The 26003-nt window shown below is 60.8% G+C and carries 44 protein-coding genes, 1 tRNA gene and 1 pseudogene; 24 read left to right on the top strand and 22 right to left on the bottom strand.

Features of this window, described 5'->3' with window-relative positions:
• Position 1 precedes the first annotated feature (1 nt).
• The 5 genes from JVX98_RS12975 to JVX98_RS12995 are packed head-to-tail and all read right to left on the bottom strand — an operon-like array spanning position 2 to position 1984.
• Positions 2-211: a hypothetical protein gene (locus JVX98_RS12975; RefSeq protein WP_205239548.1), complete on the bottom strand. Its 210-nt coding sequence runs from the start codon at positions 209-211 to the stop codon at positions 2-4.
• Complete coding sequence (locus JVX98_RS12980; RefSeq protein ID WP_205238847.1) at positions 208-873, bottom strand: HNH endonuclease signature motif containing protein; 666 nt, start codon at positions 871-873, stop codon at positions 208-210. The genes JVX98_RS12975 and JVX98_RS12980 overlap by 4 nt, the downstream gene beginning before the upstream one ends.
• A complete protein-coding gene (locus JVX98_RS12985) occupies positions 870-1148 on the bottom strand; it encodes a hypothetical protein (protein ID WP_205238848.1) in 279 nt (92 codons plus the stop codon). The genes JVX98_RS12980 and JVX98_RS12985 overlap by 4 nt, the downstream gene beginning before the upstream one ends.
• A complete protein-coding gene (locus tag JVX98_RS12990; RefSeq protein WP_205238849.1) occupies positions 1145-1528 on the bottom strand; it encodes a hypothetical protein in 384 nt (127 codons plus the stop codon). The genes JVX98_RS12985 and JVX98_RS12990 overlap by 4 nt, the downstream gene beginning before the upstream one ends.
• A gap of 51 nt (positions 1529-1579) precedes the next feature.
• Complete coding sequence (locus JVX98_RS12995; protein ID WP_192493450.1) at positions 1580-1984, bottom strand: hypothetical protein; 405 nt, start codon at positions 1982-1984, stop codon at positions 1580-1582.
• 48 nt (positions 1985-2032) lie between these two features.
• Between JVX98_RS12995 and JVX98_RS13000 the strand changes: the two genes are divergently transcribed.
• Positions 2033-2284, top strand: a complete 252-nt coding sequence (locus tag JVX98_RS13000; RefSeq protein WP_205238850.1) for a hypothetical protein — start codon at positions 2033-2035, stop codon at positions 2282-2284.
• A 23-nt stretch (positions 2285-2307) separates the two neighbouring features.
• Here JVX98_RS13000 and JVX98_RS13005 read toward each other — a convergent pair whose 3' ends face one another.
• The 5 genes and pseudogenes from JVX98_RS13005 to JVX98_RS32675 all read right to left on the bottom strand — a co-directional run bounded on the left by JVX98_RS13005 (position 2308) and on the right by JVX98_RS32675 (position 4266).
• Entirely contained in the window at positions 2308-2496 is a 189-nt protein-coding gene (locus tag JVX98_RS13005; protein ID WP_205238851.1) for a hypothetical protein, read from the bottom strand.
• Positions 2493-2669 carry a hypothetical protein gene (locus JVX98_RS13010; protein WP_205238852.1) on the bottom strand — a complete coding sequence of 59 codons (177 nt, stop codon included), beginning with the start codon at positions 2667-2669 and terminating at the stop codon, positions 2493-2495. The genes JVX98_RS13005 and JVX98_RS13010 overlap by 4 nt, the downstream gene beginning before the upstream one ends.
• Before the next feature lie 644 nt (positions 2670-3313).
• Positions 3314-3553: pseudogene (locus tag JVX98_RS13015) on the bottom strand (DUF2312 domain-containing protein); the annotation flags it as partial.
• 9 nt (positions 3554-3562) lie between these two features.
• Positions 3563-4066, bottom strand: a complete 504-nt coding sequence (locus JVX98_RS13020; RefSeq protein WP_205238853.1) for a hypothetical protein — start codon at positions 4064-4066, stop codon at positions 3563-3565.
• Positions 4063-4266: a helix-turn-helix transcriptional regulator gene (locus JVX98_RS32675; RefSeq protein ID WP_205238854.1), complete on the bottom strand. Its 204-nt coding sequence runs from the start codon at positions 4264-4266 to the stop codon at positions 4063-4065. Before JVX98_RS32675 ends, JVX98_RS13020 begins: the two co-directional genes overlap by 4 nt.
• Before the next feature lie 93 nt (positions 4267-4359).
• On the opposite strand from JVX98_RS32675, the gene JVX98_RS13030 reads away from it, so the two are divergent.
• A complete protein-coding gene (locus tag JVX98_RS13030; protein WP_205238855.1) occupies positions 4360-4779 on the top strand; it encodes a helix-turn-helix domain-containing protein in 420 nt (139 codons plus the stop codon).
• A gap of 388 nt (positions 4780-5167) precedes the next feature.
• On the opposite strand, the gene JVX98_RS13035 is transcribed toward JVX98_RS13030, so the two are convergent.
• Positions 5168-6013 (bottom strand): hypothetical protein, encoded by an 846-nt coding sequence (locus JVX98_RS13035; RefSeq protein WP_205238856.1) that lies wholly within the window; start codon positions 6011-6013, stop codon positions 5168-5170.
• 229 nt (positions 6014-6242) lie between these two features.
• Here JVX98_RS13035 and JVX98_RS13040 point away from each other — a divergent pair, with 229 nt between their 5' ends.
• The 19 genes from JVX98_RS13040 (at position 6243) to JVX98_RS13130 (ending at position 16160) form a co-directional block, all read left to right on the top strand.
• Positions 6243-6467: a hypothetical protein gene (locus JVX98_RS13040; protein WP_205238857.1), complete on the top strand. Its 225-nt coding sequence runs from the start codon at positions 6243-6245 to the stop codon at positions 6465-6467.
• Positions 6467-6703 (top strand): hypothetical protein, encoded by a 237-nt coding sequence (locus JVX98_RS13045; protein ID WP_205238858.1) that lies wholly within the window; start codon positions 6467-6469, stop codon positions 6701-6703. Before JVX98_RS13040 ends, JVX98_RS13045 begins: the two co-directional genes overlap by 1 nt.
• On the top strand, positions 6700-7002 hold the full coding sequence (locus tag JVX98_RS13050; protein WP_205238859.1) for a hypothetical protein: 303 nt from the start codon (positions 6700-6702) through the stop codon (positions 7000-7002). The genes JVX98_RS13045 and JVX98_RS13050 overlap by 4 nt, the downstream gene beginning before the upstream one ends.
• A complete protein-coding gene (locus JVX98_RS13055; RefSeq protein ID WP_205238860.1) occupies positions 6999-7235 on the top strand; it encodes a hypothetical protein in 237 nt (78 codons plus the stop codon). The genes JVX98_RS13050 and JVX98_RS13055 overlap by 4 nt, the downstream gene beginning before the upstream one ends.
• A complete protein-coding gene (locus tag JVX98_RS13060; protein ID WP_205238861.1) occupies positions 7235-7768 on the top strand; it encodes a siphovirus Gp157 family protein in 534 nt (177 codons plus the stop codon). Before JVX98_RS13055 ends, JVX98_RS13060 begins: the two co-directional genes overlap by 1 nt.
• A gap of 2 nt (positions 7769-7770) precedes the next feature.
• Complete coding sequence (gene bet / locus JVX98_RS13065) at positions 7771-8727, top strand: phage recombination protein Bet (RefSeq protein WP_205238862.1); 957 nt, start codon at positions 7771-7773, stop codon at positions 8725-8727.
• Between the two features lies 1 nt (position 8728).
• Positions 8729-9247, top strand: coding sequence for a hypothetical protein (locus JVX98_RS13070; protein WP_205238863.1), 519 nt, complete (start codon positions 8729-8731; stop codon positions 9245-9247).
• Complete coding sequence (locus JVX98_RS13075; RefSeq protein ID WP_205238864.1) at positions 9247-10113, top strand: DUF5131 family protein; 867 nt, start codon at positions 9247-9249, stop codon at positions 10111-10113. Before JVX98_RS13070 ends, JVX98_RS13075 begins: the two co-directional genes overlap by 1 nt.
• A complete protein-coding gene (locus JVX98_RS13080; protein ID WP_205238865.1) occupies positions 10113-10814 on the top strand; it encodes a hypothetical protein in 702 nt (233 codons plus the stop codon). The genes JVX98_RS13075 and JVX98_RS13080 overlap by 1 nt, the downstream gene beginning before the upstream one ends.
• Entirely contained in the window at positions 10811-11185 is a 375-nt protein-coding gene (locus tag JVX98_RS13085; protein WP_205238866.1) for an HNH endonuclease, read from the top strand. Before JVX98_RS13080 ends, JVX98_RS13085 begins: the two co-directional genes overlap by 4 nt.
• A 28-nt stretch (positions 11186-11213) precedes the next feature.
• On the top strand, positions 11214-11510 hold the full coding sequence (locus JVX98_RS13090) for a hypothetical protein (protein WP_205238867.1): 297 nt from the start codon (positions 11214-11216) through the stop codon (positions 11508-11510).
• Positions 11507-11725 (top strand): hypothetical protein, encoded by a 219-nt coding sequence (locus JVX98_RS13095; RefSeq protein WP_205238868.1) that lies wholly within the window; start codon positions 11507-11509, stop codon positions 11723-11725. Before JVX98_RS13090 ends, JVX98_RS13095 begins: the two co-directional genes overlap by 4 nt.
• Positions 11718-12776, top strand: a complete 1059-nt coding sequence (locus tag JVX98_RS13100) for a hypothetical protein (protein WP_205238869.1) — start codon at positions 11718-11720, stop codon at positions 12774-12776. The genes JVX98_RS13095 and JVX98_RS13100 overlap by 8 nt, the downstream gene beginning before the upstream one ends.
• Positions 12773-13645 carry a DNA cytosine methyltransferase gene (locus JVX98_RS13105; protein ID WP_205238870.1) on the top strand — a complete coding sequence of 291 codons (873 nt, stop codon included), beginning with the start codon at positions 12773-12775 and terminating at the stop codon, positions 13643-13645. Before JVX98_RS13100 ends, JVX98_RS13105 begins: the two co-directional genes overlap by 4 nt.
• Complete coding sequence (locus JVX98_RS13110; protein ID WP_205238871.1) at positions 13642-14046, top strand: hypothetical protein; 405 nt, start codon at positions 13642-13644, stop codon at positions 14044-14046. Before JVX98_RS13105 ends, JVX98_RS13110 begins: the two co-directional genes overlap by 4 nt.
• Positions 14039-14248 carry a hypothetical protein gene (locus JVX98_RS13115; RefSeq protein ID WP_205238872.1) on the top strand — a complete coding sequence of 70 codons (210 nt, stop codon included), beginning with the start codon at positions 14039-14041 and terminating at the stop codon, positions 14246-14248. Before JVX98_RS13110 ends, JVX98_RS13115 begins: the two co-directional genes overlap by 8 nt.
• Before the next feature lie 190 nt (positions 14249-14438).
• Entirely contained in the window at positions 14439-14627 is a 189-nt protein-coding gene (locus JVX98_RS13120) for a hypothetical protein (protein ID WP_205238873.1), read from the top strand.
• A gap of 64 nt (positions 14628-14691) precedes the next feature.
• Positions 14692-14955, top strand: coding sequence for an AlpA family transcriptional regulator (locus tag JVX98_RS13125; protein WP_205238874.1), 264 nt, complete (start codon positions 14692-14694; stop codon positions 14953-14955).
• The gene (locus JVX98_RS13130) at positions 14952-16160 is read left to right on the top strand and encodes a tyrosine-type recombinase/integrase (protein ID WP_205238875.1); all 1209 of its coding nucleotides are present in this window, start codon (positions 14952-14954) and stop codon (positions 16158-16160) included. The genes JVX98_RS13125 and JVX98_RS13130 overlap by 4 nt, the downstream gene beginning before the upstream one ends.
• 31 nt (positions 16161-16191) lie before the next feature.
• On the opposite strand, the gene JVX98_RS13135 is transcribed toward JVX98_RS13130, so the two are convergent.
• A tRNA-Cys gene (locus JVX98_RS13135) sits at positions 16192-16265 on the bottom strand.
• Between the two features lie 232 nt (positions 16266-16497).
• Between JVX98_RS13135 and JVX98_RS13140 the strand changes: the two genes are divergently transcribed.
• Both JVX98_RS13140 and JVX98_RS13145 read left to right on the top strand, forming a co-directional pair.
• Positions 16498-16794, top strand: a complete 297-nt coding sequence (locus tag JVX98_RS13140; RefSeq protein ID WP_246765019.1) for a hypothetical protein — start codon at positions 16498-16500, stop codon at positions 16792-16794.
• Complete coding sequence (locus tag JVX98_RS13145; protein WP_205238876.1) at positions 16794-17294, top strand: thermonuclease family protein; 501 nt, start codon at positions 16794-16796, stop codon at positions 17292-17294. The genes JVX98_RS13140 and JVX98_RS13145 overlap by 1 nt, the downstream gene beginning before the upstream one ends.
• On the opposite strand, the gene JVX98_RS13150 is transcribed toward JVX98_RS13145, so the two are convergent.
• From JVX98_RS13150 to JVX98_RS32335, 6 genes are all read right to left on the bottom strand, one after another.
• Positions 17291-17614, bottom strand: a complete 324-nt coding sequence (locus JVX98_RS13150) for a hypothetical protein (protein WP_205238877.1) — start codon at positions 17612-17614, stop codon at positions 17291-17293. The genes JVX98_RS13145 and JVX98_RS13150 overlap by 4 nt on opposite strands.
• Before the next feature lie 93 nt (positions 17615-17707).
• Positions 17708-17881 (bottom strand): hypothetical protein, encoded by a 174-nt coding sequence (locus tag JVX98_RS13155; RefSeq protein WP_205238878.1) that lies wholly within the window; start codon positions 17879-17881, stop codon positions 17708-17710.
• On the bottom strand, positions 17881-18192 hold the full coding sequence (locus JVX98_RS13160; protein WP_205238879.1) for a cell wall anchor protein: 312 nt from the start codon (positions 18190-18192) through the stop codon (positions 17881-17883). Before JVX98_RS13160 ends, JVX98_RS13155 begins: the two co-directional genes overlap by 1 nt.
• A gap of 26 nt (positions 18193-18218) precedes the next feature.
• Positions 18219-18743, bottom strand: a complete 525-nt coding sequence (locus JVX98_RS13165; protein ID WP_205238880.1) for an N-acetylmuramoyl-L-alanine amidase — start codon at positions 18741-18743, stop codon at positions 18219-18221.
• Positions 18744-18761: 18 nt separating this feature from the next.
• The gene (locus JVX98_RS13170; protein ID WP_205238881.1) at positions 18762-19232 is read right to left on the bottom strand and encodes a hypothetical protein; all 471 of its coding nucleotides are present in this window, start codon (positions 19230-19232) and stop codon (positions 18762-18764) included.
• 2 nt (positions 19233-19234) lie between these two features.
• On the bottom strand, positions 19235-20509 hold the full coding sequence (locus tag JVX98_RS32335) for a hypothetical protein (RefSeq protein WP_246765020.1): 1275 nt from the start codon (positions 20507-20509) through the stop codon (positions 19235-19237).
• A 207-nt stretch (positions 20510-20716) separates the two neighbouring features.
• Here JVX98_RS32335 and JVX98_RS13180 point away from each other — a divergent pair, with 207 nt between their 5' ends.
• A complete protein-coding gene (locus JVX98_RS13180) occupies positions 20717-21091 on the top strand; it encodes a hypothetical protein (RefSeq protein ID WP_205238882.1) in 375 nt (124 codons plus the stop codon).
• Here JVX98_RS13180 and JVX98_RS13185 read toward each other — a convergent pair.
• From JVX98_RS13185 to JVX98_RS13200, 4 genes are all read right to left on the bottom strand, one after another.
• Positions 21057-22373: a hypothetical protein gene (locus JVX98_RS13185; protein WP_205238883.1), complete on the bottom strand. Its 1317-nt coding sequence runs from the start codon at positions 22371-22373 to the stop codon at positions 21057-21059. The two genes, JVX98_RS13180 and JVX98_RS13185, sit on opposite strands and share 35 nt — an antisense overlap.
• On the bottom strand, positions 22373-24310 hold the full coding sequence (locus JVX98_RS13190; protein ID WP_246765021.1) for a hypothetical protein: 1938 nt from the start codon (positions 24308-24310) through the stop codon (positions 22373-22375). The genes JVX98_RS13185 and JVX98_RS13190 overlap by 1 nt, the downstream gene beginning before the upstream one ends.
• Before the next feature lie 71 nt (positions 24311-24381).
• Positions 24382-24645: a hypothetical protein gene (locus JVX98_RS13195; RefSeq protein WP_205238884.1), complete on the bottom strand. Its 264-nt coding sequence runs from the start codon at positions 24643-24645 to the stop codon at positions 24382-24384.
• Positions 24642-26003: a tail fiber domain-containing protein gene (locus JVX98_RS13200; RefSeq protein ID WP_205238885.1), complete on the bottom strand. Its 1362-nt coding sequence runs from the start codon at positions 26001-26003 to the stop codon at positions 24642-24644. Before JVX98_RS13200 ends, JVX98_RS13195 begins: the two co-directional genes overlap by 4 nt.

Below are 26003 nucleotides of genomic sequence, written 5' to 3' on the forward strand. Positions count from 1 at the left end.
CTCATGCTGCCACCCCTTCCTGATTTCGCCTCTGAAGTGCCTTCAGGTACGCGGCCTTGATCTCCTCGAACCGGGCGATGTCGTATTCCTTGGTGGCGATTTCGCCCTCTGGGCGCGGCTTCTTTGAGCCGTGGCCGTGGTCATCGAGCCAGGTCATGGCGCTGGCAATGCGGCGATCGAGCCAAGCGATCATTTCGGCAGGGTCGGTCATTTTCCCTCCTGCTTGCCGCGGCGAAGCTCGGATGCCTTGTGATCGACGCGAGCAATCGTCATGAGAACCGGCTTCAGTTCATCGGGAGCGGTGTCGTAGGCCATGACGCGGGTTGCGCGGCCGCCGTTCAATCGCGGCAACACTCCACGCGGGATCAGCAGCCAGTTCGCCGGGTCGGTATTCAGCCGGTTGCCGTCAACGCTCTTCAGGCACATGCCGTCTGGGATCGGTCCGTTGACCTGTTCCCAGAGGTAGACGTGCTTCAGGACATAGCGGCGCTCGTACCCGGTGTGCGGGTTCTGCTCGTCGATGCTGATTTCGACGTAACCGTCCTTGCTGACGCGCTCGTGGCCAAGGAACTTGGTGTTGTGCGGTAGGCCACCGGCCTTGAATTGAGTTCGGCGCGCGTTCGGGTGGCGACCGCCCTTCCCGGGCTCGCAGGGCACGCCCTTGTTGACGGGGACCTGGCCCTTCACGAAGCAACCCGTACGGCCGGTCTTCCAGCCCTTGCGCTTGCGCAGCGCGTGCAGGTTTACCGCGGAGACGTCATCGCGCTGGAAGGTCGACGAGAATACGCGGTGATAGTCGCCGATTGGCAGAGTGCGGTTCGCCTCAAGCCATTCCATTTCGGCGGCGCTGTAGCTGATCCACTTGCCCTTCATTTCTCGGTACCGTCCGTGATGGCTTTGCCGTCGAGGGTTTCGGGCTGGCGGAAAATCGTCGGGAGCATCGGCTTGAAGCGGTCGCCGTGGTTTGCGACCAGCGTCGCGGCCTTGAGCGAAAGGTCGGAATTGCGAATAAGCTGCTCGCTGACGGCGACGATTGCGTCGGTGCGCTTCACCTCGGTTTCGATCTGCTCGACGGTAAGGTTCTCGTCGCTCAACCGCTCAAGCTGAGAAAACAGGTGGTTGTTCAAGTCGATGAGTCGGTTCTTCATGACAGCGCCTTTGGGTTCTCTTTGAGGGTGACGATCCATGCGAGGACGAGCGCGGCCTCTTTGCCGGGCTTGTCTTTGAGACGGTCCTCGATCTCGGAAGCGGCGTAGAAAAGGGCGTCAGCGCGCGTTTGGGCGAACCTTCCCCACTTGGGGCCGACCCGATAGCCACCGCCGAAGTTGTCGCAATGAAAACTGGCCGACCACATCCACAGGCCGTCCGTGTGCTGGTGCAGTTGGATCGTAGCTCGGTCCCATGCCAAACGCGGATGCCGAAGCCGGTACACGGCGTCCGGATCGCCGTTGATTACGCCACCATCCGGATCGACCGACTTTCGAATTGCCGGACCGCGTAGCGTGTCGAACAGGCTCAGTTGCTGCATCACTGATCTTCGTCCTTCAGTTCCGGTGCCAAATACTCGGCCCAGTCCAACCTACGGCCGGCGATCCGCTGCCACCGACGAGCGAGCCGGAGCCGCATTGACGCGGGCAAGCTTCGCATCCAGCGCAGCCAGACGGGCACGCAGTTCTCTTTGTTCACGCTTGCTCTCCTCGATTGCTGCTGCCCGCAGCGCATCCATTTCTTCGGCGTCAATCCGCCGTGCGGTGCCCTCCCAGATCGAGCGCGCCCGTCGCTGGGTGAACTCCTTCTGGACAAAGCGATTGATGAACTTGCTGGCTTCGAAAAAGACGTTGTCCAGCTTGCCGTAACGGCCGAGGGGGAAAGCCCCTCTCAGTAAATCTCTTGCCTCTAAAACGTCCGCGCTCATGTCGCCGCCTTCATTGAGAATTTTTTCCTTGGGGCGAGACCCCAAGCCCTTGTTGTCGGTTCCCAACACCTTGTCGTTCTCCTGTGCGATCTCTTCTCGTGTTGATGGAGAAGACTGATGCGCACAGGCATTACTTCCGATGGAGAGGACGGCGCCGTTGGCGCGGCAGCCGGTCCCTCCCAGGTCATTCAGTTCCGCAAGACCGCCGCCGCACACGAAGGTCTTGCCGCCGGTGACGATCCCCTGTCGTCACCGGCCATTCCCTTGGGATCTGCTGTTCAAGCCGTGGTCTTGAGGCTGGCGAACAAGCGGATCCGGTTGAGAGTTGAGAGCCCCAGCCGGGAGGAGGAAGACTGGGGCTCTCGTTGATCGCGAGGGAGGAGGTGGCGCGATCAATCCAGGATGACGCGGCGGCGGAGGTCGGACAGGACCACCGTCGCGATTTCGTCGTCGGTCATGTCGTTGAAATTCTTCTGAGCAGCCTCTCGGCGGAACTGCGCTTCGCAGAACCAGGCCACGCCTGCCAGAAGCGGAAAGGCGGGTGCTAATGTCGCGGCGAACAAGATCTGAACGGCAATCATGCTGCTCTCCTTCGGGTGAAACTCGTGCGAGGTGGCCGGCGCTCGACGTCGAGCATGACGGCTCTGTCGAACTGATCTTCCGGGAGCGGGACACCGGTCGCGATCTCAACCGCGTAGACCTCTGCCCTGCTCGTCTCGATGTCGTGTTGATGCTCGACGGCGTGGAGGTTCATGCGAACTCCTGGTGCTCGCGCATCGCCTTGGTGCAGGTGTGGCAATGAGTTCGGCCTATGCCCGCGCACATCTCGGGACGCTGGCAGTGTGGTCGCAGCGGAGATGGTGGCTTGGCGAGGAAAGAGGGTGCAGGGACATCGACCGAAGTCAGATGCTCAACGCCGCCCTGCCGGCGCCCGTCAGTCGTTCCGGGCTCGGGCGACCGCTGACGGTCTTTATCGCCTTCGCCCCGATCCTCCGCGTCATCAGTCGCCGCGCCTTTGGCCTCGGCTTCCTCTTCGGGGTTCGTGGGGAATTTCGGTGCCTCTTCAGGCGAATTAGGTTGCCCATTCACGTCCGGGCCAGACGGTTCGAGGTCGGGAACGCTCCCTTGAGCCATGTCAGCGCTATCTGTGTTGGCGCCTCCCTCGTTCGTTGCGATCTCGGTGTGCTTGGTGACGATGTTGGCGCCGCCGTCAGCGCGGGGCGCGTCGTCGAGGATTTCCCCAGTCGTCGGGTCAAAGCTCTCTTCGCGCTCGATCATAATGTCGACTGCGGTCAGCAATGCCGCCCTGCCCGCGTTCGTCTGCATCGCGGTCGCGACCGTGGCGACGAGCTTCGGGCTCGTCTCGGCCTCTGGCTCGTCGAACATGTCGTACTGCTTCATGCCGAGCGCCTGCAGGTAGGTGTCGAGGATCGCTTCCTGTTCGGCGCGCTCGTCGGCATCCTGTTTGCGGATCGAAATGACCTTGCGCAGGATCTTGGTATCGAAGCCCATGGCCTTCGCTTCGCCGTAGACGTCCTTGATGTCGTCGGCGAGCGTCTTCTTTTCCTCTTCGAGGCGTTCAATACGCTCGATGAAAGCGCGGAGCTGGTCACGCGCGACGATGTGTGCGTCAGACATTGTCAGTCCTCAAAATGGAATGTCGTCATCACGGTCGCGCGAGACGTCGACCGGATCGAGCTTGATGATCTTGATGCGCTGCATGACGGGAGCGTTTGCGCAGTAGGCGTCGACGGCAGCCAGCACGACGAAGGGAATGCCGGGTTGAAGGCTGGCGAGACGATTTGCCTCTTCCTGCGCCGAGGCTTTCGAACGGTGCTGATATGTCGAACCGCGCTGGCCGATGCCGTAGACCATCCAGAATTTCGAGGCCTTCGGCTGGGACAGGACCGCAGCCGCAACCTCGTCGCCAATCTCGTCGACCGGAGCGCCGGTCATCATCGTTGCGTCTCTCGCGACGGAAGCGCAGCGCTTGCGCTCGCCGTGCAAAGCTTTGACGATCATCGCGTCGAGTATTGGATCGTGTTCGATCAACTCGCGACTGGAGACGGCGATGTGGTGCCGGATATCGGCCCCGAGCATGTTCGCGGTCTTCATGATGTCTTCGGGGATGGTCTGGGCGTCGGCGCTCATTGGGCGAGTTCCTTACCGGCAGGAAGCAACGCCTCGACAGGGACCCCCGTCTCACGGCTGATAGCGACGGCAAGGGGCAATGACGGAGTGGCTTTCCCCGCCCTCAATTTTGAGATCATCGACCGATCACAGCCAACCTTAAGAGCAAGGGCGGCATCTGTGATCCCGTTTTCGGAAAGGTGTTTGGCGAGTGTCAACATAGACACGAATGTGAATGTGATGAACGTGAATGTCAAGCACTATGTGAATGACATTGCATCGACCAGAAGTGGCCGGGATGCGAAAATGCTGAAATGGCACCAGTAAAAAAACCGAAGCCCGTTCTCGGCCAAACCTATCTTCGTCATTGGAGAGAACACAAAGGCATCGGCCAGCAAACAGCGGCCGATTCCATAAATGTGTCGCGTGGCCTTCTCTCCAAAATGGAGAACGCAACGTCGCCATACCTTCAGCAGCACCTGGAGGGCCTAGCAAAGCTTTACGGTTGCAAACCCGCCGATCTGCTGGGCACGGATCCGCAGGCAACGGCTGTACCCGCGAGCCCAAAGATAACCTTGCGTTCAGCCCTAATCGCCTACGGCATCGACAGCGACGACCTGCCGGCGGTTTTCAAGGCGATTAAGGGATTCCTCGGCGAGATCGACGACGAGCAATCACAACAAGACCATCCTCATGATCAATCTGAACCCGCCAATCTCCACCGTGCAAAATAGCCATAGCGATCGAGATTTCAGCAGCTTTTCGTTTTATGACGGTCTCCATCTCCTCTTCGGTCTTCACGCCCGTGCCGTAGAGGAGATCCGCGACGGTCTCCTCGGCCTTGGTTGCGTATCGGGGCCTGATTTGATGGATGATCGCCATGTCTCTACACCCTTTCCGTGTCGTTGATTTCTCCCGGCAGATCGCCGGCGTGCGAAAAGGTCATGCTCGTTCTCCCTGGGACGCTTGAAACCGCCCAAACATGCCGGGAAAACTAGAACGAAACAAGAACAATTTAGGAAATCATTCACACACGTTAACGGCTACTAAATGTAGCAGGCTCTCGCTTTGCGGGTCACTGCCTTGTTGAGCGCAGATTGCGAGAGATGGCCTGGTGGGCGCTTAGTCCGTTAGATCAACTACATCGTGGACGTTCATAACGGAGAATGCCACCGGCCTTTCCCCGCGCAATTGAAGCGCTACATCGACGACGAAACCTTTCTTGTACACGTTCTCGTCTGCTTCTCTGATCTCGTGCTTGATGCGGGCCTCGGCGAGCTCTGACCCGTACATGAGCGCCAAAGGCTTGGCAGTAATCGATTGTATCATCACTCTTTCGCCGGACGACTTCCCGACATCAGCGTCATTGACGTCAGATCGAGTAAAAATCATGAGGACGCGCTGGTGAATGTCAGACGTAGGCTTGGCCAGAAGCTTCTTGCGATCGTCAATCGTCTGGAGGGCCGTCCTCGCGTCCACTGCTGTGAACTTAAAACTGGCCTTAACCTGCCTCAAACCATCTGAGAACGTTACGGCTTCAAGCCTGTGGCTCGCAACTGGGTCGCTGGCGACCGATTTCATTGCGTCTGTGAAATCCCTGAACTCAGCCGATGTACTGATCTCAGGAGACGTTGCCCGCGCAGGTGTAATCAGCGAAGTGACACGCCGGCCCCATCGACGCACAAAGTCCTCAAGAACGAGGATCTGATCCATGTGAGTGGCAGCTGCCACGGCAAAGCCGGTTATCATGTCTGCTTCAATGCAGCCGTACCTTACCTCACGCACATACATTTTCGGGTCGCTTTTGGCGTCTGGGTAGCTCGCGGCGACGAAGCGCTCGAACTCATTCGCGAGAGAGGTAAAAGCGCCGACGAAATCATGAAGCTCAACAGGCTGTTCCGTGTCGATCTTTAAAGTTATGAATACAGGGTTCTCGCTCATAAGTTGAGAATAGGATTGCACAATCATCGTTGTCTACACCCCTAGCGAGACATGTCGAAAGTAAGGTTACCCCGAGTCCTTACAGCCCGCCCTGACCGGCGGGCTTTTTGCTGCCGGCGATTCTAGCAGGCGCTGAACGATCGGAAAACAGCGACCTTCAGAAATGTTCATGTAATTCACATTCAGTATTGACCAGTATGTGAATGTGATGCACTATTCCTTTCATCAGCAAGACGCTGACGAGAGGACGAAGCAAATGGCGATGGTCACCCGATACAGCATCCAAGACGAGGTTGGCCGGTTCCTGACGATCGCCGGCAGCTTCGCCTACGACGACGAGGATGCAGCCGAGTTCTGGGACGAAGACGAGGCCATCGCCGAGTTGGCCGCCTACCCCGGCTGCACGGTCGAGACCTACCAGCGCCTCTCCGATTTCCCCGATTTCACCGCAACGCCCTCGATCGAGAAGGAGGCCGCGTAATGTCCTTCAAGCCCCGCCGCGTGAAGCTGCACGAACTATACCGAGAGGTCGAAGCCCTTGGCGGCGCCTCGCACACGTCTGAGGACGAAGTCTACAACCGCGCCGTCGACGATGTTCTATCGATCCTGCGCGCCTCTGGCTTCGGCGAAGGCTTCTTCACCGACCAACCCGAATACGACAACCGCGCCCGCCTCGCTGCTCGCGAGTTCGAGCCGACTATCGGAGCAGCCCTGTGAGCGCGGCAAAGCACACCCCCGGCCCTTGGACGTTCGGCGTCAGGCGCGACAAGAGCATGTGGCTGTCGATCGGCGACCCGGCGAAAGGCCCGCATTACCAAGCGGACCTTTACGCTTCCGAAGACGATGCGCGCCTGATCGTCGCCGCGCCCGAATTGCTTCTGAATGAGCGCAAGAACCTTGCCACGATGCAGGTGTCTCGCCTTCGTCTGGCTGAATGCGGGAGGCCAACGGCCGAGCTTGATATCGCGATCGAGCAGACCGAAGCCATGATCGCCAAGGCCGAGGGTCGGCCATGACCCGCCCTATCCAATTCGCGTGCGACCCGGCTGCGCGGTACTGCGAATGCGGCCACTGCACTTTCCCGCCGGCGCGAAACATCGACCTGGACGCGCTCGCCAAAGCGAACCGCGATTTCAGCGCCGCCGCCTACTTCATGATCCTCCTGTTCGCCCTCCTCGCCTTCATGGCGATCGGCTTTGCGAACACCGAGGAGATCCACCGCAAAATCGTAGCCGAGAGGACCGTCTGATGACCGCTCCCGCAATCGAACACAGCATGCGCCGGCAGACCGAGGCGGCAAAGGCCCTCCTCGTCGATCTCCGCAACCAGGGCGCCGATGACGACGCCGACCTCGTCGCCGACACCATCGAGGGCGAAACGAACCTCATGGAAGCGATCGAGGAGGCAATCGCCGAACTCGACGAGTGCGATGTTCTCGTGACCGGCCTCAAGGCCAAGGAAAGCGACTTCGAGGCACGCCGCAAGGCGATCGAGAAGCGCGCCGAGCGCATCCGGGCCCTGATCGAACAGGCGATGCTGGCAACCGACCAGATGTCGATGAAGTTGCCGACGGCAACCCTGTCGCTTTCGAAGCGTGCGCCCGGCCTGATCGTCACCGACGAAGCCGATATCCCGGCCAAGTACTGGGTTGAGCAGCCCCGTCCAGCTCCGAAGCTCGACAAGAAAGCCCTCACCGCCGACCTGCGCGAGAAGGATGCCGCCCCTATCCCCGGCGCCACCCTCGACAACGGCTCTTTCTCTCTCACGGTCCGGAGGAAGTGACCATGAACGCTATCACCAAATACGACATGACTTCCAAGCAGGTCGCCCTGGTCAAGCAGACGATTGCCAAAGACTGCAATGACGACGAATTCAACCTCTACATGGAGGTTGCGCGCGCCAAGGGCCTCGACCCGTTCCTCGGCCAGATCATCCCCATGGTCTTCTCGAAGAAGGACGCCGCCAAGCGGAAGATGACAATCATCATCAGCCGTGACGGACAGCGCGTCATCGCCCAGCGCTGCGGTGACTACCGCCCCGCCAGCAAGCCGCCGACCTATGAATTCGACCCGTCGTTGAAAAGCCCTCTCAATCCGCAAGGCATCGTCTCGGTGACCGTCTACCTGTGGAAGCAGGATCCGAAGTCTGGCGAGTGGTACGAGGTCGCCGGTCAGTCGTTCTGGGAAGAGTTTGCCCCGATCAAAGATGAGTGGGCACAGAACGACAACGGGAAGAACTACAAGACCGGGAAACAGACGCTCGACGACAGCGGCAACTGGGCTCGCATGCCGCGCCTGATGATCGCCAAGTGCGCCGAGATGCAGGCATTGCGCGCCGGCTGGCCGGAACAGTTCACCGGCCTCTACGACGAAGCCGAAATGGAGCGCGCCAAGGTCCTCGACCTCACCGCATCCGAAGTCGTCGAGAAGGAACGCGAAGACCACCGCATGCGCGCGATCGGGGCCGACAACTCGATCACCGTCACCTGGGGCGACAACTGGGCGCTTGAAAACGTGCCGGTCGGTAAGTTCGCCGACGAGGTGATGCGGTTCCTGCAGGAGTCGTCGCCGGAAACCATCATCAAGTGGCAGGACGCGAACCGGGAACCGCTGAAACGCTTCTGGGCCATGCAGCCGGGTGACGCGCTTGCGCTCAAGAAGGAAATCGAAGCCGCTATCGCGCGCAAGCCCTCGCGGCCGGCGAACGACGAGCTTCGCAACCATCCGCTCATGGCAGGTTGATATGCAGCCGCTCATGTTCCGCTGGACCGGTGAAGAGTTGGTGCCCGTGAACCGCCGCTGGCAATCGCTGGCGGATCGGTACCTTGTCGTCGGCGAGGAGTATTACCTCGCCGAGCACAACGATCGCAGCATGAACACGCACCGGCATTACTTCGCATCGGTCGCCGAGGCCTGGCGGAACCTGCCTGAGCATTTCGCCGGCCTGCCTTTTACCGAATCCGCGGAACATCTGCGCGCCTATGCACTGATCCGCACCGGCTATTGCGACGCTCACACGGTCGTATGCTCGAGCAAAGCGGAAGCATCGCGCATGGCGGCATTCATCCGCCCGATCGACGGCTTTTCGATCGTCGACGTCAAAGAGGCGACCGTCACCCGGTACGTCGCGAAAAGCCAGTCCATGAAGGCGATGGATAAGCAGGAATTTCAGCAAAGCAAGGTGGCCGTGCTCGACTTCCTCGACGACCTGATCGGCGTCGAGCGCGGCACCACGCACCGAAACGCAGGGAGCGCCGCATAATGGCCGAGAATTCCGCGATCTCCTGGACCACCCACACTTGGAACCCATGGATGGGCTGCACCAAGGTCAGCCCGGCATGCGACGGCTGCTACGCCGAAGCGCTGATGGACAAGCGCTACAACAAGGTACAGTGGGGAAACCACCCGCGCCAGCGCACCGGCGCCCAGACTTGGAATGACCCGCGCCGCTGGCAGCGCCAGGCCGAGAAGGACGGCAGCCGTCCCTTCGTCTTCTGCGCCAGCCTCGCCGACATCTTCGATAACCAGGTTCCGGCAGAGTGGCGCGCCGATGCCTTCAACGTCATGCGCGACACCCCGCGCCTCGTTTATCTGCTGCTGACGAAGCGGCCGCAAAACATCGTCAAGCTTTCCGACGCCGCCGGCGGGCTGCCGAGAAACGCAGCGCTCGGCGCGACGTGCGAGGATCAGCCCCGCGCTGACAAGAATCTACCAGCACTTTGGGTCGCTAAAATCGAACTGCAGCCGCTCTTCACCTTCGGTTCGTTCGAGCCGCTGCTCAGCGATATCCTTGTGCCGCCCGCTTTCATGCCGGATTGGGTCATCACCGGTGGCGAGACCGACCAGGGCGGCCACAAGGCGCGCCCGTCGCATCATGATTGGTTCCGTAGCCTGCGCGACCAGGCGGCGGCCGCTGGCGTCCCCTACCACCACAAACAGAATGGCGAGTGGATTCCGCTCTCCCACTACGACGGCGGCGAGTGGCCGTCCGATGCTGGCGGATGTTGCCGGCTGACCTATAGCGGCGAGCGCGCCGACGGCGGCTATCCGATGCAGAAGGTCGGGAAGAAGTTTGCCGGCAGGCTCCTCGACGGTATCGAGCACAACGCGTTTCCGGAGGTGGCATGATGGCTGATCGCCCCATTCTCTTCTCCGGGCCGATGGTCCGCGCATTGCTCGCCGGTCGGAAGACCCAGACCCGCCGCCTGGTCAATTTCCCCGGCGTCGAAAAGGTCATGGATTTCGTGAAGGTCGCGACCGACAAAGATGGCCGGCCAGTCTACGAAATGAAGGACGCCGCCGGCAGCTTCATGTCTCGTCCTGCTGGCAAGGGGCTCGTCGATTATCACTTTTCGCCTCGCATCGGTGTTGGCGATAGGCTCTGGGTGCGGGAAACCTGGTCGCACACTGGCGACCACGACTTCTCGATCTCGGAAGCTCGGATGTCTCCGTTCGGCTACGCGATCTATCAGGCCGACGACAACCCAGACTATCCGCACGCGAAGTTCTGGCCGTCGATCCACATGCCGCGGGAGTTCTCTCGCCTGACGCTGATCGTCACCGACGTTCGCGTCGAGCGCCTGCAGAGTATCAGTGAGGCGGATGCCCTCGCCGAGGGTGCCGAGCCTTCCAAGCATCCCGGCATGGACGGAGGTGCCATGGTGCTGACCGATGTTCCCGGCGTCACTGTCTCGCCTGGAGTTTGGTACCGGTGGCTCTGGGACGAGATCAACGGCAAAGGCGCATGGAAGGCGAACCCTTGGGTTGTCGCCTACACCTTCCGCGTCATCAAGCAGAACATCGACCAGATCGAGAAGGTCGCCGCATGACAGACGTCGGCACCACCAGACGCGGGACAATGTCGCCCATGCGCCGTCTGCGCATTTTCGAAGCCCACGGCGGCCGCTGCTGCCTTTGCGAAGGGAAGATCGACGGCGTTCGCCAGAAATGGACGATCGAGCATCTGATCGCCCTCGGCCTCGGCGGCAAGGACGATGACGGCAACTGCGCCCCGGCGCACGAGGAATGCCGCCGCGGCAAAGATAAGCTCGACGTGACGGCAATCGCCAAGGCGAAGCGCATCAAGGCGAAGCACCTGGGCATCGCCAAACCGAAGTCGAGCCTGTCGAATCCCCGTTTCCGCAAGTTGATGAACGGCGACGTCGTCGATCGCAGGACCGGCGAAGTGGTGTCCCGTTGACCCCCTTCATTCCCATAGGAGCAGTACAGTGAGCGAGACGAAACATACGCGGGGGCCTTGGGAGTTTGACGGGCCGCCGGACAACATCATCGTGTGGAGCGGCCCTGAAGCCCGGGTTTGCTTCCTCACCAGTGACGGCCCGACCGAGGCCAACGGCCGCCTCATCGCTGCCGCCCCTGATCTGCTGGCTGCTCTGAAGGCAGCAGAGCCGTATGTCGAGGCGCTTCACTCTCTGATGAACCCGGAATCCACCAGATCACAGGTTTGGTCCGTCGTGAAGCAGCTTCGCGCAGCCATCTCCAAGGCCGAAGGATCGCTGACATGACCGACATCGAAGACGACGACGATCCGATCTACGACGATGACGATTTCTGCGACTGCGAGGAATACGACGCCGACATCTTGGAAGGTCGAGCCCATTGCTATCGCTGCGGGCGGTCGTGGTGGCTGACTGACGAGCAGATGCGCCAGGAAATCCGCTGGCAAGCCGAGATGATGGAATGCGCGGAAGAGAGCGCGGAGGGAACCCAGAATGACTGACAACGAAATCGACATCGACGCCCTTGCGCAGGAGATCCGGCGCGTTGACGGCAATCATTCTCTCGGCCATGGCGCATTGGCTGAAGCGCTCGCACCGTTCATCGCCGCTCTCTCCCGCGCTATCGATCCGAAGGTGGAGGTGGAGGCGGTGGCAGAACAGTGGTGTGCTTATGAAGACGGCCATCAGTATACGGGATGGATGCCAACTGGTTATGGCGATCGGTCTGGCTGGGAAGCCCTCGCAAGGCGGAACCCGAGCAAATACCAGATCGTTACGCGGCCACTCTACGCCTCCCCCTCCATTGTCGCGCCGGTGGGTGTGAAGCCGCTGGAAGCGGAACTGCTTCGCCTCGCAGAAAAGCACCGGTGGGCGATCTCCCCGCAAGTTGGCGGCGGATGGGTAATCGAAACTGCCGACTGGCACGGTGACGATGGTTCGGAGCGAGAGATAGCCCGCACGCGTAAGTCTCTCGTCGATGCCCTTCGTCAAGCGGTAGAGGAAGAATTGCCGCGTGAGCATTCTCGCCTCTCCGCCCTCACCCCATCAGAGAAAGCGGGCGTGGGGGATGGGGATGTCGTCGCGGCGTCCTGTATCGCCCGCATGGCTGCAGACGACATGATCAAGCAGAACATCCAGTGGCGCCTTGATCCGCGTTACATCCTGCGCCTTTGCGATGCGGTTGACGCCGCCCTCACCCCGGCAGTGGGGGATAGGGATGGAACCGCTGCGCAAATAGAATGGCTGAAGGCGCGCTTGGCGGATCTTCAGTTGCCGGCCGGAAAGCGCGATCACGACACCCGCGAGAAATGGCTCCTGCAATGCGGGATGCCTGACGCCGCCCTCTCGACCACCAAGCCAGCGCAGGGGGATGCAATCGACGTCTTGCGTGGATACGAGGCTTGGGAAGCCGATCTGATCCTGAATGGCGATTGGTCCGACGGGTGCCTTCGCCTGTCTCACGAGCAGCACGACGCTCTCATCGAGCTTCAGACCAAGCGCAATGCCGCCCTCGCCGCGCAGGGGGATGACGCACAGGAGGGGGCGCGATGAAGCTGCGTGTCCTCGACCTCTTCAGCGGTATCGGCGGGTTCAGCCTTGGCCTGGAGCGAACGGGCGGTTTCGAGACTGTCGCCTTCTGCGAGATCGAAGAATTCCCCCGCCGAGTGCTGGCGAAACACTGGCCGAAGGTGCCTTGCTATCATGACGTTAGAGAACTCACCGCCGACACTCTTCGACGGGATGGAATTGCCGTCGATGTCATCTGTGGCGGGTTCCCGTGCCAAGACATCAGCATGGCGGGAAAAGGCGCTGGCCTCGACGGCGCTCGAAGTGGCCTATGGTCGGAGATTGTCCGACTCATTCGCGAGCTTCGACCACGATTCGTCATCGTGGAGAACGTCGCAGCTCTGCTTGGTCGCGGGCTTGACAGAGTTCTCGGGGACCTGGCCGCGCTCGGGCTTGATGCGGAGTGGCACTGCATTCCTGCTGCCGCCCTTGGCGCTCGCCACAGACGAGACCGAATCTGGATTGTGGCCTACCCCCACGCTTCCGAATGGAGGAAGATCCGTCGCGCACGTCACGGACTGGCGGAGCAACCGAACGGCATACCACAACGGCAAGAAGGTCCAGGTAGATCTGAAGCAAGCCGTGAGGATGTGGCCGACGCCAAACGCCGGCGATTACAAGGCCGAGATGTCGAATGCGCCTGGTCGGCAACAATCATCCCTGCCGCGTTCTGTGGGCATCGTCGAGGGAGTGAGTTCGGGCAAGCGTGGCGGACTGAACCCAACATGGGTCGAGTGGCTTATGGGGTTCCCCATGGAATGGACCGACTTAAAGGGCTCGGCAACGCCGTCGTCCCGCAAATCCCAGAAATGATCGGCCGCGCCATCCTCGAAGCTGAAAGGTCCGCAGCATGACCGCCAAACACCTCCTTTCGGAAATCGTGGCGGGGCTCGATGGGGTGAGCAAGGGCAAGTGGTGCCAGTTCCACCCGTCATATTGCGAAGAGGCGAAGGGCGCCCCGTTTTCGGATTGGGATAGCTCGCACGACCTCAGCGCGGTCCACGACGGCGAGCGTCGGCGGATAGCCACGTTCAAGCACACCAGCGATGCGGCCCATGTCGATCGCCTGTCCGAAGAGAACATTCGGGCGATAGCCGCCTATGTCGAGCAGCTTGAGAAGGCGCTGGAGCCGTTTGCAGCCGAGGCCAATCAATTCGCCGAGACATGGCCGGACGGCACACGTGAAAGGCCGGACAAGTTCAATCTCGGCGACCTGCGCCGCGCCCGCGCCGCCCTTGGAGGTTCGAATGAGTGATCTGATAGCGAGCCTTCCATACATCTATCGGTGGGACCGCCAAGGCCGGAAAGGACAGCCCTGCGATGTGCTGATCCGCACGAAGGTCATGAATAGCTGCCTCGTCAAGTTCGCCGACGGCTACACGATGGTAACCAGCCGCAACGCTCTGATGAAGAACAAGGCCCAGCCCCATTCTGAGACGCGACAGGAGCAGAGATGAGCGAGATACCGGAAGACATCAGGCAGACGGCCACAAGTATCGCCGCGGCTTCACTCCAGGGTGGCACGACCGCTTTTCATGTGCTCGCGTGGAATATTGCTCAAGCCATCCTCAACGAGAGGTCGCGGCGAGACGAAGTTCCATCCCCACCCACCAACGCCCTCCGGCAGGGAAGAAAGGAGGCGGGGGAATGAAGCTGACAAAGCCACAATGGCTGTTGCTCGTCGATGTCGATGAGGGTGATGGTAAGGCTAGTGACACCTACCCTCCAGCAAAAAAGCTCGTCGAGTTAGGCCTGTGCCGATGGGAGCCGCAGAAGTACGGGCAGAAGCTCGTCATCACTGAAGCGGGCCGCAAAGCGCTGAAGGAAGCCCCATGACCTCACCCCTCATCCCACAGCGGGTTAGCGTCGGAATGCTTAGTAAGGAAAGGAAAGCGGCAAGATGAGCGCGCCAACGTCGATCAATCGCACAGTCCCGCGTATCAGCCTGAACCGAGTAGAGGTCGCCCTTGCGCTCGGGGTTAGCGCCAACACGGTGGACGAGATGGTTGATGAAGGCTACCTTCCTCAGCCGAAGCGCTGGCACACGCGCAAGGTCTGGCTGATCTCGGAAATTGAAGCCTTCATGTCCGAGTGGCCGTCGGACGGGATGAACAAGAAAACCGGGGGAGACGCCGACGGCGATTCGTGGCGGGCGTCTGCGTGACAGACGTGGTCGAAATCGAATACCCATACGTTGAGCGAAATGTGACGCGCCACGGAAAGGCGCGGTACTATCTCCGCATTGACGGGAAACGCATCTGCCGGCTGCCGAACAAGATCGACAGCGAAGAATTCCAGAAGGAATATTGGGCTGCGCGCAAAGCATATCAGCCCGACGCAGCGCCTGATCCGGCACAGCCTCAGACCCTCTCCAAGATCGTCAAGCCGAACAGCTTTCGATGGCTCTGCCTCGAATACATGGGCAGCATCGCCTTCAAGACGCTGGACGTCACCACCCAGGACCGGCGCCGGAACATCATCGAGGCTATGTGGGAAGAGCCGCTGTCCACGAATGACGGCCGGCTATTCGCCGACATGCCACTGTCCGCGATGGACGTGGGCAATCTCGAAGTATTGCGGGATAGGAAGAAGGAAAAGCCGTTCGCCGCGGACGAGCGCCTGAAGACGCTGCGGCAGGTGTTCGATACCAAGAAGGACGGCAAGCCGATCGTGGCGAATATCGCGCGCCTCGTCGAGCCATTCCGGCAGCAATCGGACGGCCACGAGACAGCGACCCCGGAGAACCTTGCCGCGTTCATCGCGCACCACGGCGTCAAGTCAAAGGCCGTGCTCTATCTGGCAATCCAGATGTTCACCGGGCTGCGCGTATCCGATCTGCGCGTCATCGGGCCGCAGCACCGCCGCAAAGACGTTTTCAAGCTGCGCCTGTTCAAGAACAGGAACCGGACGCCAGTAGATCTCGAGATTGCCATTCACCCAATCCTTGAGGGCGTATTGGCTATGCACCCGCCGAAAGGGCTTCATTATCTCGTCACCGAGTTCGGGAAACCGTTCAACAGCGCGAAGAGCCTGGGGAATCGCATTTCGGATTGGTGGCGCCAGGCAGACATGCCGCATCTGACATCGCATTCGGTGCGAAAGGGTCTCGCGACCGACCTCGCCCACGAAGAAGCGACGGACAGCATGCTTGAAGCGATGTTCGGCTGGAAAGACGGGAAAACGTCGAAGATCTACACGAGGAATGCAGAACGCGCACGCTTGGCGCGACAGAGCGTTGCCCGCATCAACTGGGATGGAATCGGCAATTTGCTGCTGGCTTCAGACGATGTTGGGGAGGGAGAAACCGGGAACGGATTGCCACACCTATCCGAAAGTGTGGCAGCGGGTGCAATCCCGCTCATGAAATAACCCAACCATTTCAGATGGTTAGGTGTGGCTTTGGAGGCCTCGCCCGGAATTGAACCGGGGTACAAGGATTTGCAGTCCTCTGCGTCACCACTCCGCCACGAGGCCTCACCGACTGAGATTATCAAGTCGTGGCGAGCGTTTAGAATGAATATAGACGGAGCGCAAGAGGGTTCATTCTGAATGCGATCCTTTTTTCATTCTGAATAAGCGTTTCCAATCCGTTCTGTGGAAACCGTTGACTCCGCGCTCCCCCAACCATATTTCGACCCCAGGCGCCGGCAAGAGCGCCACCCCACGACGTGCGGCTTAACGAAACCTCGTGAGAGGAGGAAAGCGCATGTCTGACCGGTACAGAACTCTTCGGGAGTTCAAAGAGCCCTTCATGGAGATTGAGTGCTCCACCTGCGATCGGAAGGGCCGCTACAAGGTCTCACGGCTGATTGAAAAGTGGGGCGGTGACATGCCCATCCACAGCTTCATCGCGAGCCTGGGCATGACGTGCCCCAGGTATGTGCGTGGTCACGCCAGAGAACGGTGCGGGATTGGCTGCCAGCAACTAATCTATATGTTTCAGGGGGCGCCGTTCTCGGAAGAGTATCGGCAGCAGCAGATAGAAGGCGGGGAAAAGAATTGATGCGCGGTGCGTTGATGTTTGCGGTCGCACTGTTGTCCGTCCAACCGGCCGCCGCTGGAGAGATCATCGTCGGGCGCGCATCCGTCGTCGATGGGGATACGATCGACATCGGGAAGACCCGCGTGCGGTTCAATGGGATCGACGCGCCGGAAAGCTGGCAGAGGTGCCGTGACGGGGATGGGGGAGAGTATCGGTGCGGCCAGGCGGCTGCCATGGCGCTCGATCGGTTCCTTGCGGCCTCTCGCCCTACCCGGTGTGAGTTGGCCGGCCACGATCGAGACCGCCGCATAGGAACCTGCTTTCGCGCGGATGGGGCCGACGTTAACCGCTGGATGGTCGAGAACGGCCACGCGCTAGACTGGCCGAAATACAGCAAGGGCGCCTACGCAGAAGCACAGCGCGCAGCGCAGGCGGGTGGGATCGGGATTTGGCGGGGGGAGTTTCAGTCGCCCTGTGAGGTCAGGGCGAAGCGCTGGAAGCGGGAGCCACACTGCGATTAGGGGATATGGAAGCCCCCCTTCATCATGAAGGCGACGACGCCAGCGACCATGGCGCTTAAGGCTGCGCCGATCACGATCTTGCCGAGCCAGCGGATATTGCCGCCCAGGTCATCCATCTTTTTGTTCAGCGACGTGTCGACGCCATCAATCTTGCGGTCCATCAGACCGAACTTCTCGAGCAGGTTCTTCCACTGCTCGTCCTTCCGGGCGTCGATAAGGTCGGACTGCTGCCGCCATTGCTCGATCCCGGCGAGCCGCTGTTCCGTAGCGGCCGTCTTGTGTTCCAATGCAACCACTCGCGAACGAAGGTCGGGTTCCATATCTTCGATCCTGCCTGTCAACCTCGTGCCCCTCGATGCAGTGCCTATTCATTGAAGAAGCGGGCCCCCGAGGATGAGAGCCCGCTGAGATCATTACTGTTGGTTCTTCGGCGCCAGATAGGTCAGAAGCGCCGGCAGGCCGATGGTCAGCGCGTAGAGCGCCAGATAACCGTACCAGGGCGTGCCTTCGGGCATGAACGGTACGCCGGCCGATCCAGCGAGTGCGCCGCCAACGCCGGCACCAAGTGCTTTCGAGATCCCACCCATTACTGAGCCTCCCTCAGAGCGAGCGAGACGGTCGCGTAGGCCGTGGCCACGACAACCAGCGCATTCGCAGCCGTGACGCTGCCAGGATCGGCGCAGATGACGCGCACGCCGTTGTAGGCGGCCGCTTCCTTGGCGATGGTCGATGCCTTGATGTTGCCGGAAGCAGACGCAGCTACGAACGCGGCGTGAGCCGTCTCGAGGAGGGCGCATGTCTTCGGCAGGCTGTTCTTGATCGCGGTGTCGATCGAGCCGGTGGTAGTGCAAGCGGACAGCACAAGGGCCGCCGCCGATACGATGATCAGCGAACGCATGTGGTTTCCTTCGATGTTGGAGAGGGTTAGAGGCGTGCTTTGACTTCGGCGCGCATCTTGTCGCCGCATGCTTTGGCACCGATGACGTTCGGCGCGAACGGGAGGCGGGTGAAATCCCACTTGCCGGCCTGCTTGATGCCCAGGTTCGGCTGGACCTCGGCATGAGAAAGGATCGTCTTCGAGGTGACCGGGATCTTGTAGAACTCGGACAGGTGCGCGATGACGTCCATGGCGCGATGCCACTGGGTTTCCGTCATTGGGAACTTGCCGGCGTGGAACGGACTTTCGACGGCGCCGGCCATGCAGGCGAGCGAAACACCGATCGACCCGGTGTTGCAGCCCCGAGTGTGGGCCGCATAGTCGTCGTCGGCGGTGTTCACGTTGTCGGAGACGGTGTGGTCACCGCGGACCACGTTGCCGGAGCCCTCGACGATGAAGTGATAATGCTCCTTGTCGAGATCCGAAGCGCGATAGGCGCCGGCACTCCAATGCGCGATGATGCGCGACATCTTCACCGGCTGGAGCCATTCCAGCGGCAGGCGGTAGGTCATAGCGATGTCCTTTGAAATTTAGAGGCTGATAGCAGCCGTCCACATGGCGTCAATTTGGGTGTCAGTGAGGCCGAGCGCGGCGCCAACGGTCGCGATCAGCGGATGCATGCGATTGAAGGTGGTGGCGTATTCCCACTCGATCTGGGCTTTGTCCCGATCCGGGCCGGCGGGCAGTGCGGCGATGGTCGCGGTGACCTGGGAAGGCGAAATGCTGGCATTGACCAGCCCAAGGCGGAACTGCCGAGCGGTGAGCGGCTGCATGCCGGCGCGCACCTCCTCCACGGTCGGCGGGACGTATGGGCCGACCGGGAAATCCGGGTTCTCGGTCATCCACTTTCGAATGACCGGCCCAAGCCCATAGGGATCATCCGGGCGCACGGTTTGAACGACGTCGCTCTCGAAGTCGTCGTTATCGACGGTGCGGCATCCCACCATGTAGACGCCCGGTTCCAACGTCGCGGTGATAGAATGAACGGATAGGAGTTGCATCGCTAAGACACCCTTTCAAATGCATAACCTTGCCCGGTAAAGTTCCCGCGCGAGCGCCATGTTCCAGAGAGCGCGGTCCCGCTCACCGTCGGGCTGTAATAGGCGGTACCATTGAGATAGAGCGTCACAGCGACGTTTCGGTCGTAGCTGTTCGAGGTGGAGACAAGAACCGTGTGACCGATCGGGAAGTTGAGTTCGTCCCTTGTGGAAGCGGTGTAGACGCCGGCTTTGTTCGCGTTCAGCCAGTTGTATAGACCGCCGGCGGCCCCCCAGAACGTACCGCCGTAAATGTTCCCGTCAGATCCAAAGGTGACGCCAGTCGCGGGGTTGTATACATAAGCTGCCTGGATTTCACTGCTGCCGCCACGCGTCGGGACCGTGTTCGGATTCACGTTGAAATCAGGGAGAAGGCTGCGCAGTCGGTCGGCGTCCAGACCGGAGCCGGTACCATCATTCCCCGAATGCCAGACCGTGTTTCCGCCCCAGGCAATGCTGCCCGCCTGCGAGAGCGCCAGGCCGGTGACAAAAGCCCCGGCCCCATCGTGCAGGTTCAGGAAGATAGTCGACGTCGTCGGATTGTAGCCGACGCTCCCCCGAAGGATATCGGAGTTATCAACAAACCCCCACCAGCGCGAAACGGTGCCTTTCAGGAGGGCACTCGTTGTAAAGACCTTCCCGGCCTGGGTTATAGGCAGCCGGGCGTCATCCATCGTCCCTGCGTTGATGTTCGACGCGTTCCGGTAGAAGCTGCTGTCGTTGGCATCGAGAAGATCTGCATCAAGCCCAGACCCAGCGCCATCATTCCCGGCATGCCAGACAGTATTACCGCCCCATGTGATCGCGCCGTTCTGCCTCAAGCTCAAACCGGTAACGAAGGTTCCGGTTGCATCGTGCAGGTTCATAAACAGACCCGCGAGGGCCGGATCGTAGCCGAGCGCTCCCCGCAAGATATCAGTATTGTCGATGAACCCCCACCAGCGCGAGGCCGACCCTTTCAGGAAGGTGCTCGACGTGAAGACTTTGCCGGATTGCGTCAGGGGCAACCGGGCATCGTTGAAGGTCCCGGTCGTGATATTGCCGGCATCGTCCGTGCCGAGAGCCGTCCTCGCGCCACTCGCCGAAGTCGCCCCGGTACCGCCGGCCGTGACAGGCCGAGCGGCGTTCGCATCCGCCGTCAAGTCGTCGACAAACGAGTTATAGGGCACGCTTTGGATAGTCGTGTTCGGCGTGCCTTTGGTGCCGGCCGGGGGGCTGTAAACGCCGCCTGTTCTGGGCATGGGCATTCTCCGTGGAAATTTGAGAATTCTCGTGTATGTTGCCGCGATGCAGATTGATCACGATCCGAAAGACTACTGGCAAGCCGTGGCCAACGAAGACGCTGTCAGGCAGCGGGCTCGGATAATTCACCACTTGGAAGTCTTACAGCGCAACGTCGGCGCGTGCGTGATTTTGCTGATAATCATCGCACTCGGAGTTTGGATCCGATGAGTGACGTCAGCGAAGAGTTTGAGCGCCAGAAGGCTGCACTGGAGCGGGTCCGCGCTTCAGTTGAAGATCATTCCCTGTCTACAGACAATGATCTCGTCGCGAGCAATACGGTCGCATGGGAGTTGGGTGCCTTCAGAGATAAGCGCCCCCCTATCGACGACGAAATCAGAGATGGTCTTCTGGTTAGGGCCCGATCCGACGCGTTAGCATCGAAGCTCAACTCGGCTCATGCGCTGGATCGCATCGAAGAAATCAGCAGTTCCATAAAAAGGGTGCACGCAGACTTGGCTGCAACAAAGACGTTGCTGACGATCTTGGCATGCATCCTCGTTGGTATCATTGCTTATTTGGCTGTTGCGTTCCGAGGATAAGGGCTCGCAGCGCGTTGACGGTTTTGCTCGGCAAGACAGCCTCAAGAGGCGCCTCCCGTATCATCTTCTCGTAGAGCGGAGATCGTTTGGCGGTAAGCCTGATCGCCTCTTCAAGTGCATTTTCGGTCATTCGATTTGATGAAGCCCGAAGGCCAACGCCGACAAGTGGAAGCATGGCACCTGCGACTGTGAGTGCTGGCGATCCAGACGCCATGTAACCGCCAACTGCGCCAGCAGTGGACGCTGCCGTAGCGCCAAGCCCCCCTCCGCCGCCGAGCATGTTGCTCAAACTTCGGGTGACATTCGTTACTCTATCCCCTTGGACAACGCCTTCAATCGCTCGCTTTTCGGCTGCATTGAAGCCGGCAACGTCTCGAGGCTTTTCAAGCGCAGAGGCGGCTTTTTGCCGGATGGCATTTCCGAGGTTTTGCCCGGAGTTGGCAGCGGCGGCTCGGCGTTGAGCGCTTGTTTCGAGGCCTCCGAGGTATCCAGTTCGCTTTGATGCTGCCCAATTGGCGTTCGCGTCTCGGAGAAGTTTAGCCGCTTCATCAGCAGATCCAGAAAGAACGCTCTCTGCACCTGGGTTAGAAATGAACTCATCGAGTCCACCAACAGCTTGAGCAGCGGCCTCCTGGTCCGAGGGATTGTTGAAATCTTTCCGGGCTTGACGGAAAGATTTGCGCGCTGCGGCAAGGCCTGAGATGTTGGCAACGCTGCCTTCTGGGGCGCTGGTAAGCCTGTCGAGGACACCGTGTGTTTTTGGGGCAACTTCTCCAATGAGGCCTTCCGTTTCCAACTCGCCCTTGATCTTCCGCGCTAACTCTTCCACCGCCTTGGCGCGGTAGTCAACGCCGCTGTCACGCATAGCTTTGAAGCCGGTCTTCGCTTCAGCCTTCAGCGCGGCTGCTGTGGGAGGATCAATATCCGCGCGAGCCAACGAATTTCGGACGCCTGGAATGGCAAGCTCTCCGGCCCTCATCGCAGGATTGATTGGCGAAAAGGTAAGAGCGAACTCCGCTGCGCGACCGATCGCCTCCGGGCTATTAGGGTCTATTTCGCCCTTCATCGCCTCGCCTGGCAACATGACCACGCGCTTGAGGGCGCCAAGAAGCCCAGAATCACTGTCGAAGCTGACGTTCCCCTCTGCATCCTTGCTGATCGGAAGAAGCATGCCGCGCTCAACAACAGGCGGCTCCTGCTTTGGGGAGGCGGTTGCGTGTTTAGTCCACGGCCCCGCCTCGGTGGGCACCCCGCCACCATATTTCTCCCAGGGACCAGCCATTACTGCACCTTTTCCCAATTGTTCGGGTCGGCAGGATCGCCGCCCTTGAAACGGAAACCGTCTTCGACGGCGCCCGAGGCCGGCGCCATGGCTTGCGAAGACGTTGTAGCGCCGCCCCGATCACCCTGGCTGGCGTCAGGTTTGAAGCCACTCAGCGGATTAGGCAACTCGCGCAGCGCACGCCGCGCCTCCTGCCGGCTCATCTCGCCCATCAAGACCTGATCAGCGATTTCCCCCTGGCTTTGCTTATACTGGGCGAGCCCGCGCATGACTTCGATGATCCTCTGGTTGCCTTGCGGGGTGTTCCAGAGGCTCGGGAGTGAGCGAGTGAACAGTTCAACGTCGCGATCGGACATCGAGCCGCTACCCGGCGAGCGCTGCGTCGGTACAAGCTTGTTGATGAGTGCTTGCGCCGCCTGCAGATCGGACTGCCCTTCGCCGCCGAGACCGTATTTCGCGGCGATGCCGTTGATGCCCGTCAGCGTGCCGCCTTGGCCCTGCAGAAGCCCGTCTAGTTCGGAGATAATGCCGAGATCGGCGCGAGCGTTCAGACCTTCTGTCGCCATCGCGTCGAAAGCCTCGGCTTGTTTTTCCGCGAGCTTCTTGTCGAATGCGCCTTCGGCTTTCTGATCGATGTTGACGTTCGTCGCCCCGGCTCGCTTCTGCTCCTGCTGGAAGTCGGCGAAAGTGCCCTGATAGCCCTGACCGCGCGCGTACTCATACTCCTGCACGTCGGTTGGCAGATCCGGCTTGCCACCATACACCTGTTCCATCTGTCCGGTCTTCGTGGTGCGGAAGATTGACCCGTCGCGGCCGGTGATGAAATCGTACTGCGGCTTGGGATTTCGCAGGGCCTCGTTCTTCAGACGCTGCTCTTCCATCTGCAGCTTGCGATATGGATCGTTGGCCTGCATCTGCTGCTCAAGCATCATCCGAGCCGTGGCCTTCTGCTCGGGCGTCGAGAACGGATGATTCAGGATCTGATAAAGCGTTGCCTCATCCGGCCCCTGGTCGACGGGCGGCTGCGCCTGGGCGACCTCGACCGGCGCCGGCTGCGCTGCTGGCTGGCTACTCTGCTGGCGGCCGGGGAAGAGTGCGGCGTGCTCGGGCGTCTTTTCGAACTCGGCGACCTCGTCGGATAGCGAGCCACCCTGCCCCATAGCATTGATCGCGCCAGCAGCCGTTGCCGGTGGCATGCCGATCGATCCATCCAGGCTGGCGACTTCGCGTGGCTGCGGCTGGCCCTGGAAGTTGGGCAGATAGGCATTCGCGGACGCCATACGGTTCGCCGCTTCGCCGCCGGGGCGGTTCCAGCCGGCGAACTTCCACGCCTCGTTCATCAGCTGCTGGGCTTCCTCGACGGACTTGGCGTTGTTCAGGGCTGCGATTAGTTGCGGGTTTTCCTGGAGGAAGAACTCTGCCTGCGTCGTCGGGCTGATAGCACCCTGTTTTTCCCCCTTCTGGCCGGCGAACGAATAGAGGTTGTTCAGCCGATCATCTCGCCAGGACATGATGCCGCCAGCCGTGCCGGGGACGCCGCGCTCGCTCGGATCGCTCCACGACCGGTTCGCATTGCCGGGAGAGAAGCGGCTTTCAGCGTTGGCTGTCGATGCTACCGCAGCCAGGCCATACGGGTTCGTGATGCCGGTCTTCACCGTGTCCATGAACGGCGAATAGACATCGCCGCTGGTGGTGACTGGGCCTGCCGCAACAGAGCCTTGACCGCCGGCAGGAGAGACAGACGGCGACGTGCCCATGATCTTGCTGGCGAACTGGCCTTTGAGGCCGCTATTGAAAAGTGCGTCAGCCTGCGCGCGCCCCTCGCCTTCGGCCTTGTCAGCCCGACGGTTCATGATGCCGGCAGTGATGCCCGCGCCAAGAGCCGTAAGCCCTTCGCCGATCGTGCGCGGCGCGCCCTGAGCGCCCATGATCGCCATCGCCAGTTCGCGTTTGCGCTTCAGGGTCTCCGGGGTCTCGCCGGTGTTGCCGCCGAAAATGAATCCGACCATCAGAAAAGACCCCCGTTGCGGTTTGCGCTGAAGAAGTTTGCAAGCCCGGTCGCGAATGACGGTTTCGCGCCGCCCGGTGCGGTCGGGAATGTCGCGTTGCGATTGGCCAAGCCAGCCGCGATACCGGCGCCGAGCATGCCAGCGCCGCCGCCGATCGTCTGAGGAAGCGGCTGGCCGAGGATCTGAGAGCGCAGACGTGCCGCCAGCTGCTCGCGCTGGCCGCCGCCCGCCTGGACGCCCTGATAGCCGGTGTATCCGTTCATTTCTTCCTCCCGGCCGAGAAAAGCGCGCCGTAGTCGACCTGCCGGAGGCCATCAGGCCGGCGAGAGACGGCGTCCGGGCGCTTCTTCTCAACGTTCTGCGCCATGACGCCGATATGTCGCTGGCCGTCGTCGTGCTTGCCCCTGTAGCGGTACTCGTAGAGGCCGTGCCCCTTGAGTTCGCCGACCTTCTTGATGTCCTTCTTTGCGCGCTTGTCCGACAGGCTAGCCAGCTGGCCACCGAAGCCCAACAAGCCGCCGATCAGGCCGCCTGACTGGGCCTGTTTCGTCTGGTAGGCACCGAGACGGTTCTGATAGTCCTGATTGACCAGACCCGCGTAATCGACGGTCGGCACCTGGACACCCTGCGCATTGACGAAGTTCGGGCCGGTGACCTGCGCGCCGGAAAGCAGGCTTGAAATCTCGTTGATCGGCTGGTTGCGCTGGGCGTAAAGCTCGTTGAGATACTGCGACCGCGCATTGTTCTGGGCGGTCATCTGCGCTTGCTGCGCGTTGAACCGCTGGTCAGAAAGCGCGTTGTTCGCCGCGGTGGTCGTGTTCGCGTTCTGGAACGTCTGCTGCTTCGCATCGTTGCCGAAGCCGGCGGCCGCCAGCGCCTGCTGGAAGTTCTGCCCCTGAGCCGCGTTCTCGAATGTCGCTTTGTCGCGGGCAAGACCGGCCAGACGGCTCTGTTCCTGCCCTGCATTGAGGACAACGCCGATGCGGGCGTCGTTCTCCTGGCGCGTCGCTGTGTCGAGGGCGCGATTATAGGCTTCTGAGCCTGGCTGCAGACCCTGGTTCGCCAGCTGCGTTTCGAGGGCGGCACGGCTGCGCTCAAGCTGCGGGTTCATCCGCTCCATCAGCGCATTTTCATAGCGCGTGGTGTCGATATCGGCGTCGTAGCTCTTGGTGATGCTGCCGGTGTTGCCGATATCGGTCTGAAGGTTCGGGCCGGTGATATAGTTCGTGTACTGCGGCAGCCCGATTTTCGACGGGTCGCCTGCTGCCGGCGCACCGGATAGATCGACCGGTCGTCCGAGCAGATCGTTCAGCCGTGCGGACTGGCCAGACGCCAGAGTTGCCAGGTTCAGCGACGCCTTGTCGGTCTGGTCCTTGATCGCCTGCTGGCCAGCCGAAAGCGTCTGCGTCGCAGTATAGGTAGGCAGATCGTAGATTTTTCCGCTCGTCGGGTCGGTCCATTTCTTCGTACCGGTCTGGTCGTACGTCAGGGCCCCGTCGGGCGTCACCTGGTTGACGTTGCCCAGCGTCTGGTTGGCGATTGCCGTGCCGATGTTGGTGCCGGTCTGCGCCGCTGCGGTCTTAGCGGGGTCCGGCGGAGTCGGTGCTTTGGGCTTGCCCAT

The sequence above is a fragment of the Ensifer sp. PDNC004 genome (genome assembly GCF_016919405.1).
GTDB lineage: Bacteria > Pseudomonadota > Alphaproteobacteria > Rhizobiales > Rhizobiaceae > Ensifer.